Here is a 13,767-nt window from a genome sequence, read left to right on the forward strand (position 1 = left end):
TCACTCCTCTTCCTCGCCGATGGCCTCGGCGGCCTCGTCGTTGAGTGCCCTCGCCTCCCGGCGCGGCGGGGTGAACGGCGTCGGCGTCGGCTTGAACGGCTGGTTGCCACGCATCAGCGGGATGCCGGCGCGCACGTCACCGGCGGCGAGCTCCAGTTCGAACCGCTCCGCGTCCAGCCTGCGCACTTCCGCGGCGATCTCGGCGGCCTCGTCTTCCGCCACGCCAAGCTGGATCAGCGCGGCCTGACCGAACTCCACCGCCGACTCGAAGGTTTCGCGGATCTGGAAATCGACCCCGGCGGCAACCAGCGCCAGCGAGTGCTCGCGATCGAAGGAGCGCACCAGCAGCTTGGCCTGCGGGAACTCCTGCCTGGCCAGTTCCACGATCCGGCTCGCCGATTCCCGCCGATCGATGCAGACCGCGATGGCGCGCGCGCTGTCGGCGCCCGAAGCATGCAGCACATCCAGCCGGGTGCCGTCGCCGTAGTAGATCTTGAAACCGAACTCCTCGGCGCTGCGGATCATCTCGATGTCGTTGTCGATGATGGTCACGTCGACGTCGCGTGCCAGCAGCGATTGGCTCATCACCTGGCCGAAACGGCCGAAGCCGATGATCAGCACGCTGCCGCTCAGGCCCTCGGCCTTGTCCACGCCTTCCAGGTTGGCTTGGGTCTTGGGCGCGAAGCGGCGGAACAGCGTGGCGAACAGCGGCGTCAGCGCCATCGACAGCACCACGATGGCGGTGAGGTTGGCGGCGATTTCCGCATTGATGACGTGCGCCGCCGCCGCCGCGCCGAACAGGACGAAGGCGAATTCGCCGCCCTGTGCCATGACCACCGCGCGATCCAGCGCCTCGGCGTGGCAGGTGCGGGTCACCCGGGCGACCACGTAGATGGCGATCGCCTTCACCAGCATCATCGCCAGCACCGCGCTCAGGATCAGCGGCCAATGGCCCCACACCACGCCCAGGTCCAGGGCCATGCCCACGCCCAGGAAGAACAGGCCGAGCAGGATCCCGCGGAAGGGTTCGATGTCCGCTTCGATCTGGTGGCGGAAGGTGGACTCGGACAGCAGCACGCCCGCCAGGAACGCGCCCATCGCCATCGACAGCCCGCCCAGTTGCATCAGCAATGCCGCGCCGAGCACCACCAGCAGGGCCGCCGCGGTCATCACTTCGCGCGCACGCGCGGCCGCCAGGATCCGGAACAGCGGATTGAGCAGCCAGATGCCGGCGGCCACCAGGCCCGCGACCGAGGCCGTGGCAATGCCGATGCCGACCCAGCGCGACTCGCCGCCACGCGCGGCCACGTCCGGCGACATCAGCGCGACCACCGCCAGCAGCGGGACGATCAGCAGATCCTCGAACAGCAGGATGGAGACGATGCGCTGGCCGCGCGGCAGCGCGATGTCGCCACGCTCGCCCAGCAATTGCATGACCACCGCGGTGGAGGTCAGCACGAATCCCATCGCGCCGATGAAGGAAACGGGCAGCGGGTAGCCGAACGCCAGCCCCACGCCGGTCAGGGCGGCCGCGCAGGCCAGGATCTGCAGCGTCCCCAGGCCGAAGATCTCGCCACGCAGGCTCCACAGGTGCGAAGGCCGCATTTCCAGCCCGATCACGAACAGGAACATCACCACGCCCAGCTCGGCCACGTGGAGGATGGCCTGCGCATCGGAGAACCAGCCCAGGCCGAACGGCCCAATGACCAGGCCCGCGGCGAGGTAGCCCAGCACGGAGCCCAGGCCGAGGCGACGGAAGATCGGCACGGCGACGACGGCCGCGCCCAGCAGGGCGACGACCTTGACCAGGTCGCTGGTGGTGGATTCGACGGACATGCCGCCAGTCTAGCGTCACCGGCCGCGATCCGACGCCCGGATCACGCCGCGTCCCTCCGGATCGCCGGTATCAGGCGCCCGTGCCGTGTGCGGGCGCCCCGCCCCGGCGCAGCGCCCGCGTTTCCCACACCGCCACGCCGATCATCACCAGCGTCGTGCCGATGCCCAGCGCAAGCGCTGAAGGATGGGCCAGCGCCATCCACCCGCTCATCAGCGCCAGCGCGACCAGTCCGGCCAAGTGCGAGAGCGGCGGGAACCGGCGCTCCCAGATGAGCCATTTGAACAGCGCGTTGCCGGCCAGGTAGAGCGCGGGGCCACCCAGGATGGCAATCATGCCCGCCGTCGAAGCGTGGTCCGGATGCACCAGCACCAGTTCGTCGGCCACGGCGCAGACGATGATCCCCGCCACGATAAGCAGATGCGCGTAGGTGTAGGCCACCCGCGCCAGGCGTCCGGGATCATCGGAATGGGTGATGCGGTGGCTGCCATGTTCGGCCCCGGAATCGAAGTACACCCACCACATCGCGACGCTGCCCAGGAACGCGGCCAGGAAACCCGCAAGGGTGACCGGCGTCCAGGCCAGGCCGGCGAAGGCCGCGCCGGTGACCAGCAGCGATTCGCCCAGCGCGATGATCACGAAAAGCATGCAGCGTTCGGCCAGGTGCGCGCCGTCCACATCCCAGTCGCTGTTCCGGGACCGGCCCAGGCCGGGCACCCGGAAATACAGCGCGGGCGCGGCGTACTCGATGCCCAGCGCGATGAGCCAGCAGGTCAGCCGTTGCTGCCCTTCCAGCAGGCCGCCGGAAAACCAGAACGCACCGGACAGCAGCATCCACAGCGCGATCCGCAGGAAGTTGTCCCGCTGCTCCGGATGCCCGCGAAACGCGCGCACCATGAACAGCGAGCGCCCGACCTGCATCGCCGCGAACAACGTGCCGAAAACCAGCCCGCCTTCGCCGAAGGCCTTGGGTATCGACGATGACACCACCAGTCCCCCGAGCATCAGCGCGAACAGCAGCACGCGGACCGCTGTGGCGTCCGGATCCAGCCAGTTGGTGCACCAGGACGTGAAGATCCACAACCACCAGATGGCCAGGAACAGCACCGACGTCTGCAGGAAACCCGTCAGTCCCAAGTGCGCCAGCAGCGTATGCGACAACTGGGTCACCGCGAAGACGAACACCAGATCGAAGAACAGTTCGGTCATCGAGACCTTGCCACTGTCCCGCTGGCCGCGGGAACGCAGCCACGATGGATGCTCCATGGATACTCCTGTGTGCGATGCCTGTTTTACGGATGCCGGCTCCCGCCAGCCATTGGCGCGGAGTCAGCGAGGCCGGGTGCGCAGCCACCAGCCCACGGCCAGGGCGACCGGCACCGCGTAGATCAGCAACTGGATCGGCAACTCCTCGGACAACGAATAGCCGTGTGAGAGTCCGGTGCGCAGGTTCCACGCCACCACCGCGAGCCAGGCGAGCGCGAAACCACCCGCCAGCCAGCCGCGCCTGCCAGCGGGCGCGAAATGCAGGGTCGCTGCCGCCAGTACCAGTCCCACCGCAATCAGGATCAACGTACGCATCCGGTTCCTCCATCTCGGGAAGGGAGCATTGCCGCCATCGCCACACCCCTGGATCACTCGGGGCATGTGCGGGCGAACATAACCGAAGGGCCAGCGACGCGCCACGGGTCGTGGCGGCCGCCGGGTTGGACGCGCAGCCTGGTTGCGACCCGGGTGCTATCCGCCGACGCCGCAGAACCGGGCGTAGTCGATGTAGCCGGGAAACGGCACGCCCGGCGCGCAGATCGGGCAATGCGGATCGGCCCGCAAACGGGTCTCGCGGAAGCGCATGCCGAGGGCGTCGAAATGCAGCAGGCGCCCGCTCAACGGCTCTCCAGCCCCGAGCAGCAGCTTGATGACCTCGGTGGCCTGGAGCAGGCCAACTACGCCCGGCAGGACGCCCAGCACGCCGGCCTCGGCGCAGTTCGGCGCGAACTCCGGCGGGGGCGGCTCCGGGAACAGGCAGCGGTAGCACGGCGCCTGGCCGCGATGGCGCCCCGCATCGAACACGCTCACCTGCCCTTCGAATCGCTGCACCGCCCCGTACACCAGCGGCTTGCCCAGCTTCACGCAGGCATCGTTGAGCAGGTAGCGCACGGGAAAGTTGTCGGCGCCGTCCAGCACCACGTCGACGCCTTCCAGCAGGCGCTCGACATTGGCCGAGGTCACCCGCTCCTGCACGGTCTCCACATGGGTTCCCGGATTGAGCGCGTTGAGCGTGGCCCGGGCCGAATCGACCTTGGCCAGGCCGATGCGCGCGTCGGTATGCAGGATCTGCCGCTGCAGGTTGCTGCGATCGACGATGTCATCGTCGGCGATACGCAGGTGGCCAATGCCGGCGGCAGCCAGGTAAAAGCCTGCCGGCGATCCGAGGCCGCCGGCGCCAATCATCAGCACCCGTGCCGCGCGCAGCTTCTTCTGGCCTTCCACGCCGACTTCCGGCAGCAGCAGGTGGCGTGAATAACGGTCGTAGAAGTCGGCGGCATCCGCATCCAACTGCGGCTTGACCACCGGCAGTCCCTCCTCCATCCAGCGGCTGGTGCCGCCGGCCACCGACAGCAGTTCCGTATAGCCGGCGGCCTGCAATGCCTTCGCCGCATCCATCGAGCGGCCCCCGCGCTGGCAGATCAGGACGACCGCGCGGCGCGGATCGGGAAGATGGCGTGAGGGGTCGGCCAGTAGTTCGGCCTTGGCCAGCCCGATGGCGCCTTCGGCCTGCCCGCCTACCCGTTCGTGTTCCTCGCGCACGTCGATGAAGACGGCCCCCTGGGCGAGGTGCTCGCGCACCTGCGCCGGACTGATTTCACGGATGTCCATGCGCCGATTATCGCGCAGTTCGGCGCGGCTGGCGGCGCCGATGCCGCCTCAGTAAGGCAGGATTTCCACCACTTCGTCGGCAGCGTACGCGCGCTCGCCTTCCGGCAGCACGATCAGCGCATCGCTCTCGGCGGCACCGCGCAGTCGATGGGAGGCATCCGTCGCATTCGGCGCGACCCGCAGGATGCCGTCTGCGCCCGGCTGCAGGCGGCCGCGCAGGAACTCGTGGCGGCCATGGGTCTTGCGCCACGGACCGGCCAGGCGCGCATGCCAGCGCAGCCTCGGCTCGCGCCGCCCCTGCAATCCATCCAGCAACGGCACGCCCAGCGCCAGGAACGTCGCCAGCACCGACACTGGATTGCCGGGCAAGGACAGGAACAGCGCCCGCTCCCGCTGGCCGAACAACACCGGCATGCCGGGCTTCATTCGCACCTTCCAGAAATGCACCTTGCCGTGGGCGGCGAGGAAATCCGGCAGGAAGTCCTTCTCTCCCGCCGAAACGCCACCGCAGGTCAGGACCAGGTCGAAGGCCGCCGCGGCGTCTTCCAGTTGGTTGCGGATGCGCTCGGTCTCGTCGGGCAGCGTCGGCCACGCCGTCGGCTCCAGGCCATGCTGGCGCAGCAGTCCCATCAGCAGATCACGGTTGCTGTTGTAGATGCGGCCCGGTGGCAACGGCATGCCGGGTTCGACAAGCTCATCACCGGTAGTGAAGACCGCGACGGTCGGACGTGGCGCGACCGCGATTCCGGCAATGCCCAACGCGGCCAGCAGGCTGACGCGGGCCGGCGTCAGGACCTGTCCGGCCCCGAGCAATCGCTCCCCCGCCATGACATCCTCGCCCGCGCGGCGGATGTCCGCGCCGGGCTCCGGGAGGTGGCCCGGTTCGATCCAGCCGTCGTCCTCGCGCACATCCTCCTTGATGACCACCGTATCCGCGCCCGTCGGCAAGGCAGCGCCGGTGGTGATGCGGACGCAGCACCCCGATTCCAGCGGCCGGCCGGGATCCATGCCCGCGTACTGCGCACCCGCGATGCGCATGCGCGGCGGCCAGGGACACGCCGCCAGATCGGCATGCCGCAACGCGAATCCGTCCATCCGGCTGTTGTCGAACGGCGGCAACGCGATCGGCGCGATGATGTCCTCCGCCAGGATCCGGCCTTCGGCGCGTCGCAGGGCGATGCGCTCGGGCGCGGGCGCACGCTCCGCGGCTACCGCGCGGATGATCGCCAGCGCCTCGTCGATCGCGATCCGGCCGGGAATCTCCGCGTGCATTCCCCGGTCGCCTACTTGTTGCGCTTCACGTGCCGGATCAGCCGGCGCTTGCGCGCGATCTGGCGATCGCTGAGCTCGTTCTTCTTGCCTTCGTACGGATTGGCGCCTTCCTTGAAGACGAACCGCACGGGCGTGCCGACCAGCTTGAAACGCTTGCGGAAGAAATTCTCCAGGTAGCGCTTGTACGACTCCGGCAGTACCCGCAGGCGGGTGCCATGAACGACGAAGGTCGGTGGATTGCTGCCGCCTGGGTGCACGTAGCGCAGCTTGGACACGTGTCCGCGGATGCTCGGCGGCGGATTGGCCTCGTAGGCGACTTCCAGCGCCTTGTTGATCTCGCTGGTGGTGAATTCGCGGGTGGCCGAGGCATGCGCGCGATGGATGGCGCGGAACAGTTCGCGCAGGCCGGAGCCGTGCTTGGCCGAAATCCTCACCGCCTCGGCCCATTCGACGAAGCTGAGCTTGCGCGACAGCAGCGCTTCGGCCTGGTCGCGCTGATAGGTGGTCAGGCCGTCCCACTTGTTGATCGCCACGACCAGCGCGCGGCCGGCGTCGAGGATCGCGCCCAGCACGCTGGCGTCCTGATCGGTGACGCCCTCGGTCGCATCCAGCAGCAACACCGCGACCTGGCATTGTTCGATCGCCTGCAGCGTCTTGACCACGCTGAACTTCTCGACCGCCTCATCGACGCGCGACTTGCGGCGCAGGCCGGCCGTGTCCACCAACCGATACTGGCGGCCGTCGCGCTCCAGATCCACCGCGATGGAATCACGGGTGGTACCGGGTACCTCGGAGGCAATCATGCGCTCCTCGCCCAGCAGGCGGTTGACCAGGGTCGACTTGCCCACGTTCGGCCGGCCGACGAACGCCACCCGCATCCGGTCGGGATCATTGTCCAGCGTTTCCGCCTCACCCTCCTCCGGCAGGCGCTCCAGCACCTGTTCGAGCAGATCGTCGATGCCCTGCCGGTGCGCGGCGGAAATCGTCATCACGCCGTCGAAGCCGTAGCGGGCGAACTCGGCCAGCGCGCCGGCCTCGTCCACGCCATCGATCTTGTTGATCACCAGCAGGGTCGGCCGGGCCGCCTTGCGCAGCCAGCGCAGGATATCGTCGTCCAGTGCCGACGGGCCTTCCCGGCCGTCGACGATGAACAGCACCAGGTCCGCCTCCTCGGCGGCCGCCCGCGCCTGTCGGGCGGTGGCGCCCGCCAGTCCCTCTTCCTCCCCGGCGATACCGCCGGTATCTACCACCACGAAGGACTGGTCGGCGTCCGGCCGGCACACGCCATAGTGGCGATCACGGGTCACGCCCGGCTGGTCATGGACCAGGGCGTCGCGGCTGCGGGTCAGCGCGTTGAACAGCGTCGATTTGCCGACATTGGGACGGCCCACCAGGGCGACGAGCGGAAGCATGGATTGAACCGGAAGAGGAAGGGAAACAGTAATCGAAGCCGGGAAGCCGGCCGTCCCGCCCGCGGGTCATTCCCGCAAACGGGCAGCTTGCCGATGCCGATCAGACAGGCCCGCATGATGCCGAGCCGGCCCGGAAAAGGGAAATTGAAAACGGAAACGGCCCGGCGCGCATTCGCCCCGGGCCGCCCTGCCGCATCCCAGCCGCTTACTTGAAGCGGAACGCGGTCAGTTCGCCTTCGACATTCTGGATGACGAGGATGCCGTCGGCCACGACCGGCTTGGCGCGGATGGCTTTGCCGCCGGCGCGGGCGCGCGCGGCTTCTTCGCCATTGTCCACCTTCAGCCAATGCACGTAGCCGTCGAAGTCACCCACCACGGCGTAGTCGCCGTGGATGGACGGCGCGGTCAGCGAACGGCGCAGCATCTTCGGATTGGACCAGCTGGCGTTGCCGCTGTAACGATCCAGGCCCCAGACGGTGCCGCCCTGGTCGGCGACCACGACGTAGCTGCTGGTCACGCCCAGTCCACCCGGACCACCGTTGTCGCGCTGCCACAATGGACGTCCGCTCGGCCCCTCGATGGCGACCGTTTCCTTCTTGTAGCTGGTCGCGAACAGGGTCGTGCCATCCAGCACGGGCGGGCCGTCGACGTCGGCCATGCGATCCAGTTCGCTGCGACCATCACCACCGCCCACGGTCTGGCTCCAGACCTGGCGGCCGTCGCGCAGCGACAGCGCGGCCACCGTACCATCGTCGTTGCCGACGAACGCCACGCCCGGCCCCAGGGTCACCGGCGCATTGCCGCGCACGGTCAGGCTGGGCAGTTCACTGTTCCAGAACCAGCGGCGCTCACCGCTGGCCGAATCGAACGCGCTCACCCGGCCATCATTGGTCCGCACCAGTACATACCCCTGGCCGACGGCGGGAGCCGTGATGACCTCGTTGGGCACCTTGGCGCGCCACTTCTCGGTGCCATTGCTGGCATCGAGCGCAATCACGCGGCCGTCCAGCGTACCGATCACGACCAGGCCGTCGCCGGCGCCGGGACCACCGGAGAATCGCCATTCAATCTTGCGCTTGGCCGCTTTCTTGGCCAGCTTCGCGGCTTCCTTGCGGGCGCGCTTGGCTGCCTTGGTTTCCTCTTCGCCGGCCGCTGGCGCCTCAGCCACCTGATCGGGTTGGGCCTCGTCACCGGCCCGCATCTTCTCGGGCTTGTAGTGCCAGACTTCCTTGCCGGTCTGCAGGTCGAACGCACGTACGCCACCTTCGACCGCCGCCGCGTACACGCGACCATCGGCCACGACCGGCCCCTGTTGCAGGCCCAGGCGACCTTCGCCCTTGCCGGCGTTGGCGCTCCACAACTTCGCGACTTCCGCTGACGGAGTGAAATCGACCAGTTCGGCCGGCTCGGTCGGTTTCTCGTCCTTCTTGTTGCCGCCGAACCAGCCCTTGATGGTGCTGCAGCCCGACAGGACCAGCGCCAACACGGCCACGGCCAGCAGCCGCTTGCTCATTGCATTCCCTGCCATCACGCGGACTCCCCGCTCTTCGGCGGAGTACCGCCCGCATCGGTCAGTTTCAGTTCCACCAGGCGCCGTTGCGGCGACGCCACGTCCAGGCCGGTCAAGGCCTTGGTATAGGCGTCGCGGGCCTCGGCCAGCTTGCCGCCGGCGACCAGTGCATCGCCGCGGATTTCCAGACTGGTTGAGTCCTTGGCATCGGCGAGCAGCTTCAGTGCGTCATCCTGCTTGCCGGCATCGATCAACAGCCGCGCGAGCCGTTGCTGGACGATGGCGTGCAGGCTGGAATCGGCCTTTATCGCGCGCAACGTGGTGATGGCAGCGTCGCGCTGCCCGGCTTCGACCTGCGCCTTGGCCAGTTGCAACGCCGCCAGGTCGGCATAGACGCCATCCTGGCCGCCTAGCGAGGCGACCGCGGCTTCAGCCTTCTTGAGATCGTTGGCGGCAATGCCGTCCACCGCCTTCTCATAGTTCAGGTTGGCCTGCTCGTCCTGCTGCTGGCGGTTCTTCTGCCACCACTGCCAGCCAAAAATCACCGCCAGGCCCAAGGCAACGCCGCCAATCAGGCCAGCACCATTGTTCCTGAGCCAACTGCGGACGCGTTCGCCCTGTTCGTGCTCGTCGAGCAGATCATCAATCGCCATGCGTACTCTTGCCCCGTCCGACCGGGGTCTTGATCTTGGTTGGACAAACCCGCGGGCGGGTCAGTCGGCGACCGGCACGAGGGAACCGTCAGAGGATACCGTAAAGCGCGCAACATTCGCGCGCCGGTATGGCGTCAGGTCCACCGTACTACCGGCTTGCTGAACCTCGACCGCCGCCGCATTGCCCAGGACGATCCGCCCGACCTGGCCCGGCTGGTAGCTGCGCTGGTCCCCGGCCTTGAGCAGCGCCTGCTCGACGCTGCTGCCATCCGGCGCCACGATCTGGACCCAGCTGTCCCCCTTGAACACCAGGCTGAGCGCGGCTTCGGGCGCCCGGCTGATGGGTGGGGTCAACGACGCCACATAGGGGGCCGCGGGGACGCGTTCGGCAGGGGCTGCCGCCGTACCGGGCGTACCGGCCTTGGCGGGCTTGTTCGGCATCACGTCCAGGGACGCCGTGGTCTGGTTGCCGTTGCCCGCCAGATGCGGACGGGTGGCCATCCAGATCGGCGTGGCGATGACTGCGGTGATCACCACGTACACGGCGCGTCGCTTGGCGCTTTCGAAAATCCGCTGCGCGCGCGGCGTGTAGCTGTGGCTGACCAGCTCCGCCGGCCGCACGGTTGCCAGGTCCGCCTGGGCCAGGAACGGGTCGATGTCGACCTTCAGCAGGCGCGCATAGCTGCGCAACTGCCCACGGACGAACACCGGAGCCCCCAGCTGCGACCACTGTTCCCCTTCCAGGGCCTGCAGCACCTTGAGCGGCATTTTCAGCCGGCTTCCCACGTCCTGCAGACTGAGACCCGCCTTCTCACGCGCGTCCCGCAGGAACGCGCCGCAGCCCTGCAGGTGCTGCGTATCAATCGAGTTGGAACCCGTCATTGTTCTGCCTTTCCCCCAGTTTGAGCGTCTGAAGCGTCGGGGAACTCCGCCCGAAGTTGCTGAACATATCGACCGGCAGCAGCCCTGTCGCCGAGTCTTTCTTCGATTTGTGATGCAAGTTTTAGCACGTCGGCGGTGGCGGGTGCAGCCGCCAGCCGGCGTTCGACGAACGCGCGGGCCTCGAAGTAGCGTCCGGCGCGATACTCGCTTTCGGCCATCGAACCCAGCGCGTAGGCATTGCCGGGATCAAGGGTCAGGGCCTGGCGCAGATCCCGCTCGGCCCGTTCGTGCTGCCCCGCTTGCGCGGCGCAACCGCCCGCGTTGGCCAGCGCCGCAGCCGGCGTCTCGTAGCTGGAATCCTGCAGGGCGCGGTCGAACCACACCAGCGCTTCGGCAGGGAACCCGTTGGCGCAGAGCCAGACGCCGTAGTTGTTCTGCTCGGCACCCCGCCCGGGCGCCAGTTCGGCGGCACGTCGGTAGTGCTCGCCGGCCAGCTTGGCCTGGCCGCGCTGGTCCGCAAGCACGGCCAGCAGGGTCTGCACATCGGCGGACTGGGGAGCGCTTTTCTGGGCAACCCGCACCGCGCGCTCGGCCCCGTCCAGATCGCCGGACTGCAGGCGTTGGGTCGCCAGCGCCAGGGTGCGCTCGGCTTCCATCCGGCGCTTGGTCTCGGGACTGTCGTTGACCTGGTAAGTCGGCGCGATCTCCTCGCCGTTCTTGCGCTCCATCTTCGGTTTGATGAAAGTCAGGCGGCTGCAGCCGGTCGCGGCCAGCACCAGCACCATCAGCAGCAGCCAGGACTTATGCCGCCGCATCGCCGATGCCCTGTTCCTGCAGTTGGCGTCGGAACTCGGCCTGGCGGCGGGTCCGATCCAGGACCTGCCCCTTGAGCTGGCCGCAGGCGGCGTCGATATCGTCGCCGCGGGTGCGCCTGACCATGGTCAGCACGTGGGCGTCCAGCAACAGCTTCTGGAACGCGCGGATCTCTTCCTCCCCGGAACGCTCGTAGCGCGTGCCCGGGAACGGATTGAACGGAATCAGGTTGACCTTGCCGGCATCCTTGAGCTGGGTCGCGTTGCTGAACTTGCGCATCAACTGCGCCAGCTGGCGGGCATGCTCGGGCTGATCGTTGACGCCCTTCATCAGCGTGTACTCGAAGGTCACCGAGTCGCGCTTCTTGTTGGCGCGCAGGTAACGCGCGCAGGAGGCCATCAGTTCCGCGATGGGGTATTTCCGGTTCAGCGGCACCAACTGTTCGCGCAGCGCGTCGTTCGGCGCATGCAGCGAGACAGCCAGCGACACGTCGGTCTCGGTCGAAAGCCGATCAATCATCGGTACCAGGCCCGAGGTGGACAGCGTCACCCGCTTGCTGGCCAGGCCGTAGCCCAGATCGTCACGCATGATGTTCATCGCGCGCACGACGTTGTCGAAATTGAGCAGAGGCTCGCCCATGCCCATCATCACGACATTGGTGAGGCGGCGGTTCTGCGCGGGCACATTGCCCAGGTGACGCGCGGTGATCCAGACCTGGCCGATGATCTCGGCGGTGGTCAGGTTGCGGTTGAAGCCCTGGGTGGCGGTCGAGCAGAACGCGCAGTTGAGGCCGCAGCCAACCTGCGAGGACACGCACAGCGTGCCGCGGTTCTTGTCCGGGATATAGACGGTTTCCACCGCGTTCTTGCCGTCCACGCCCATGCCCAGCAACCACTTGTGGGTACCGTCGGCGGAGGGTTTGTCGAACACGACGCCGGGGACGACCACCTCGGCATGTTCCTGCAGCTTCGCGCGCAGGCCCTTGCCGAGATCGGTCATCTGATCGAAGTCGGTGACATAGCGATGATGGATCCACTTCATCACCTGGTGGGCACGGAACTTCTGCTCGCCGAGTTGCTCGACGAAGAAACGTTCCATGCCCTCCCGGTCCAGATCCAGCAGGTTCTGTCTTGCAGGCACGCCAACGCCGATGGCCGCGGGCTGTGCGTCCGCGGCCAGTTTCAATTCAATCGGCGCCAGCTCGTGACTGCTCATTGCCGCTCAGCGCGAGAACACTTCGGTGGCGGCGAAGAAGTATGCGATCTCGATGTTCGCGTTCTCGACCGAATCCGAACCATGCGCCGCATTGGCGTCGATGGAGTCGGCGAAGTCGGCGCGGATCGTGCCCGGCGCGGCTTCCTTCGGGTTGGTGGCGCCGAGGATCTCGCGATGCTTGAGCACTGCGTTCTCGCCTTCCAGCACCTGGATTGCAACCGGGCCGGAGATCATGAATTCGACCAGCGCGTTGAAGAACGGACGCTCGCGGTGGACGGCATAGAAACCTTCCGCTTCGCGACGCGACAGGTGCTTCATCTTGGCGGCGACGATCTTGAGGCCGGCCTTTTCGAAACGGGCATAGATTTCGCCGACGACGTTCTTGGCAACGGCATCGGGCTTGACGATCGACAGGGTGCGCTCCAGCGCCATGGGGATTTCTCCGTTGGGCGGGCCACTTCTGACCCAAGGTTAACATGAAAAAACCCGCGTCGAAACACGGGCTTAGCCTGAATTGCGTAGCGAGATTCTAACGTATCGCCGGCAATTGCGCATCTGCCCGGCCGAAAATTGCTGCAGGGCAGCATGACAACCATACGTAAGCGGATGGACAATCAAACAAGCGTTTGATTAGCGGATTCCGGCCATGGGCAACACTCCCCACTTCTCCACCAAGGAACGCATCCTCGGCGCCGCCGAGGAATTGTTCGCCCAGTACGGCTTCGCCGGCACCTCCCTGCGCCAGGTCACCAGTCGGGCCGACGTCAACATCGCCGCCGTCAATTACCACTTCGGGTCCAAGGAAAACCTGGTCAACGAAGTGTTCCGGCGCCGGATGGACGACATGAGCGGCCAACGGCTGGGCCAGCTGCGGGCCGCCCTGGAGCAGCATCCGGGCGAACTGGAGCCGATCCTGGCGGCCTTCGTCGAGCCCGCCCTGGCCCTGGCCCAGGATCGCCACGGCGGTGGGGCCTTCGTCCGGGTCATCGCCCGCGCCTATGCGGAAAAGAACGACGGCCTGCGCAAGTTCCTGTCCGACCACTACGGCCACGTCCTGCGCGAGTTCGGCAAGGCCATCGCCGCCTGCGTTCCCGGCCTGAGCAAGGAAGAGCTGTACTGGCGGCTGGATTTCCTGTCCGGCGCGCTCACCTACGCGATGGCGGACTTCGGCCTGATCAAGCGTCCCCATGGTGTCACCGAGGCAGTGCACCGTGAGCGGGCCGCCCGTGAACTCATCCGTTTCGCCGAGGCCGGCCTGCGCGCCGACCACGTCAAATAACCCCCTGACATCCAAGGATT

13 protein-coding genes are annotated in these 13,767 nt (G+C 67.3%); 1 reads left to right on the forward strand and 12 read right to left on the reverse strand.

What is annotated here, in order from left to right:
- From AC3DE2_RS17185 to ndk, 12 genes are all read right to left on the reverse strand, one after another.
- Positions 1–1,836: a monovalent cation:proton antiporter-2 (CPA2) family protein gene (locus tag AC3DE2_RS17185; protein WP_488427181.1), complete on the reverse strand. Its 1,836-nt coding sequence runs from the start codon at positions 1,834–1,836 to the stop codon at positions 1–3.
- A gap of 70 nt (positions 1,837–1,906) precedes the next feature.
- Positions 1,907–3,100 (reverse strand): low temperature requirement protein A, encoded by a 1,194-nt coding sequence (locus AC3DE2_RS17190; protein ID WP_488427182.1) that lies wholly within the window; start codon positions 3,098–3,100, stop codon positions 1,907–1,909.
- Between the two features lie 63 nt (positions 3,101–3,163).
- A complete protein-coding gene (locus tag AC3DE2_RS17195) occupies positions 3,164–3,415 on the reverse strand; it encodes a hypothetical protein (RefSeq protein WP_488427183.1) in 252 nt (83 codons plus the stop codon).
- Between the two features lie 156 nt (positions 3,416–3,571).
- The gene (gene moeB, locus AC3DE2_RS17200) at positions 3,572–4,729 is read right to left on the reverse strand and encodes a molybdopterin-synthase adenylyltransferase MoeB (RefSeq protein ID WP_488427247.1); all 1,158 of its coding nucleotides are present in this window, start codon (positions 4,727–4,729) and stop codon (positions 3,572–3,574) included.
- A gap of 30 nt (positions 4,730–4,759) precedes the next feature.
- Entirely contained in the window at positions 4,760–5,983 is a 1,224-nt protein-coding gene (locus AC3DE2_RS17205; protein WP_488427184.1) for a molybdopterin molybdotransferase MoeA, read from the reverse strand.
- Positions 5,984–5,994: 11 nt separating this feature from the next.
- Entirely contained in the window at positions 5,995–7,395 is a 1,401-nt protein-coding gene (gene der, locus AC3DE2_RS17210; protein ID WP_488427185.1) for a ribosome biogenesis GTPase Der, read from the reverse strand.
- Between the two features lie 205 nt (positions 7,396–7,600).
- Complete coding sequence (bamB, locus tag AC3DE2_RS17215) at positions 7,601–8,923, reverse strand: outer membrane protein assembly factor BamB (protein WP_488427186.1); 1,323 nt, start codon at positions 8,921–8,923, stop codon at positions 7,601–7,603.
- Positions 8,923–9,558, reverse strand: a complete 636-nt coding sequence (locus AC3DE2_RS17220) for a tetratricopeptide repeat protein (RefSeq protein WP_295375972.1) — start codon at positions 9,556–9,558, stop codon at positions 8,923–8,925. The genes bamB and AC3DE2_RS17220 overlap by 1 nt, the downstream gene beginning before the upstream one ends.
- Before the next feature lie 60 nt (positions 9,559–9,618).
- Positions 9,619–10,440: a helix-turn-helix domain-containing protein gene (locus AC3DE2_RS17225; RefSeq protein ID WP_295375970.1), complete on the reverse strand. Its 822-nt coding sequence runs from the start codon at positions 10,438–10,440 to the stop codon at positions 9,619–9,621.
- The gene (pilW, locus tag AC3DE2_RS17230) at positions 10,437–11,255 is read right to left on the reverse strand and encodes a type IV pilus biogenesis/stability protein PilW (RefSeq protein ID WP_488427187.1); all 819 of its coding nucleotides are present in this window, start codon (positions 11,253–11,255) and stop codon (positions 10,437–10,439) included. Before pilW ends, AC3DE2_RS17225 begins: the two co-directional genes overlap by 4 nt.
- A complete protein-coding gene (rlmN, locus tag AC3DE2_RS17235; protein WP_488427188.1) occupies positions 11,242–12,468 on the reverse strand; it encodes a dual-specificity RNA methyltransferase RlmN in 1,227 nt (408 codons plus the stop codon). The genes pilW and rlmN overlap by 14 nt, the downstream gene beginning before the upstream one ends.
- A gap of 6 nt (positions 12,469–12,474) precedes the next feature.
- Positions 12,475–12,900, reverse strand: coding sequence for a nucleoside-diphosphate kinase (ndk, locus tag AC3DE2_RS17240; protein ID WP_141452680.1), 426 nt, complete (start codon positions 12,898–12,900; stop codon positions 12,475–12,477).
- A 214-nt stretch (positions 12,901–13,114) separates the two neighbouring features.
- Here ndk and AC3DE2_RS17245 point away from each other — a divergent pair, with 214 nt between their 5' ends.
- Positions 13,115–13,747 (forward strand): TetR/AcrR family transcriptional regulator, encoded by a 633-nt coding sequence (locus AC3DE2_RS17245; RefSeq protein WP_295375966.1) that lies wholly within the window; start codon positions 13,115–13,117, stop codon positions 13,745–13,747.
- Positions 13,748–13,767 lie beyond the last annotated feature (20 nt).

The organism is Pseudoxanthomonas sp. 68-E7 (genome assembly GCF_057773145.1).

Bases quoted from the DNA above. Each gene is read 5' to 3' on its own strand.
- AC3DE2_RS17185 (WP_488427181.1), bottom strand. From the start codon at position 1,836: ATGTCCGTCGAATCCACCACCAGCGACCTGGTCAAGGTCGTCGCCCTG.
- AC3DE2_RS17190 (WP_488427182.1), bottom strand. From the start codon at position 3,100: ATGGAGCATCCATCGTGGCTGCGTTCCCGCGGCCAGCGGGACAGTGGC.
- AC3DE2_RS17195 (WP_488427183.1), bottom strand. From the start codon at position 3,415: ATGCGTACGTTGATCCTGATTGCGGTGGGACTGGTACTGGCGGCAGCG.
- AC3DE2_RS17205 (WP_488427184.1), bottom strand. From the start codon at position 5,983: ATGCACGCGGAGATTCCCGGCCGGATCGCGATCGACGAGGCGCTGGCG.
- der (WP_488427185.1), bottom strand. From the start codon at position 7,395: ATGCTTCCGCTCGTCGCCCTGGTGGGCCGTCCCAATGTCGGCAAATCG.
- bamB (WP_488427186.1), bottom strand. From the start codon at position 8,923: ATGGCAGGGAATGCAATGAGCAAGCGGCTGCTGGCCGTGGCCGTGTTG.
- AC3DE2_RS17220 (WP_295375972.1), bottom strand. From the start codon at position 9,558: ATGGCGATTGATGATCTGCTCGACGAGCACGAACAGGGCGAACGCGTC.
- AC3DE2_RS17225 (WP_295375970.1), bottom strand. From the start codon at position 10,440: ATGACGGGTTCCAACTCGATTGATACGCAGCACCTGCAGGGCTGCGGC.
- pilW (WP_488427187.1), bottom strand. From the start codon at position 11,255: ATGCGGCGGCATAAGTCCTGGCTGCTGCTGATGGTGCTGGTGCTGGCC.
- rlmN (WP_488427188.1), bottom strand. From the start codon at position 12,468: ATGAGCAGTCACGAGCTGGCGCCGATTGAATTGAAACTGGCCGCGGAC.
- ndk (WP_141452680.1), bottom strand. From the start codon at position 12,900: ATGGCGCTGGAGCGCACCCTGTCGATCGTCAAGCCCGATGCCGTTGCC.
- AC3DE2_RS17245 (WP_295375966.1), top strand. From the start codon at position 13,115: ATGGGCAACACTCCCCACTTCTCCACCAAGGAACGCATCCTCGGCGCC.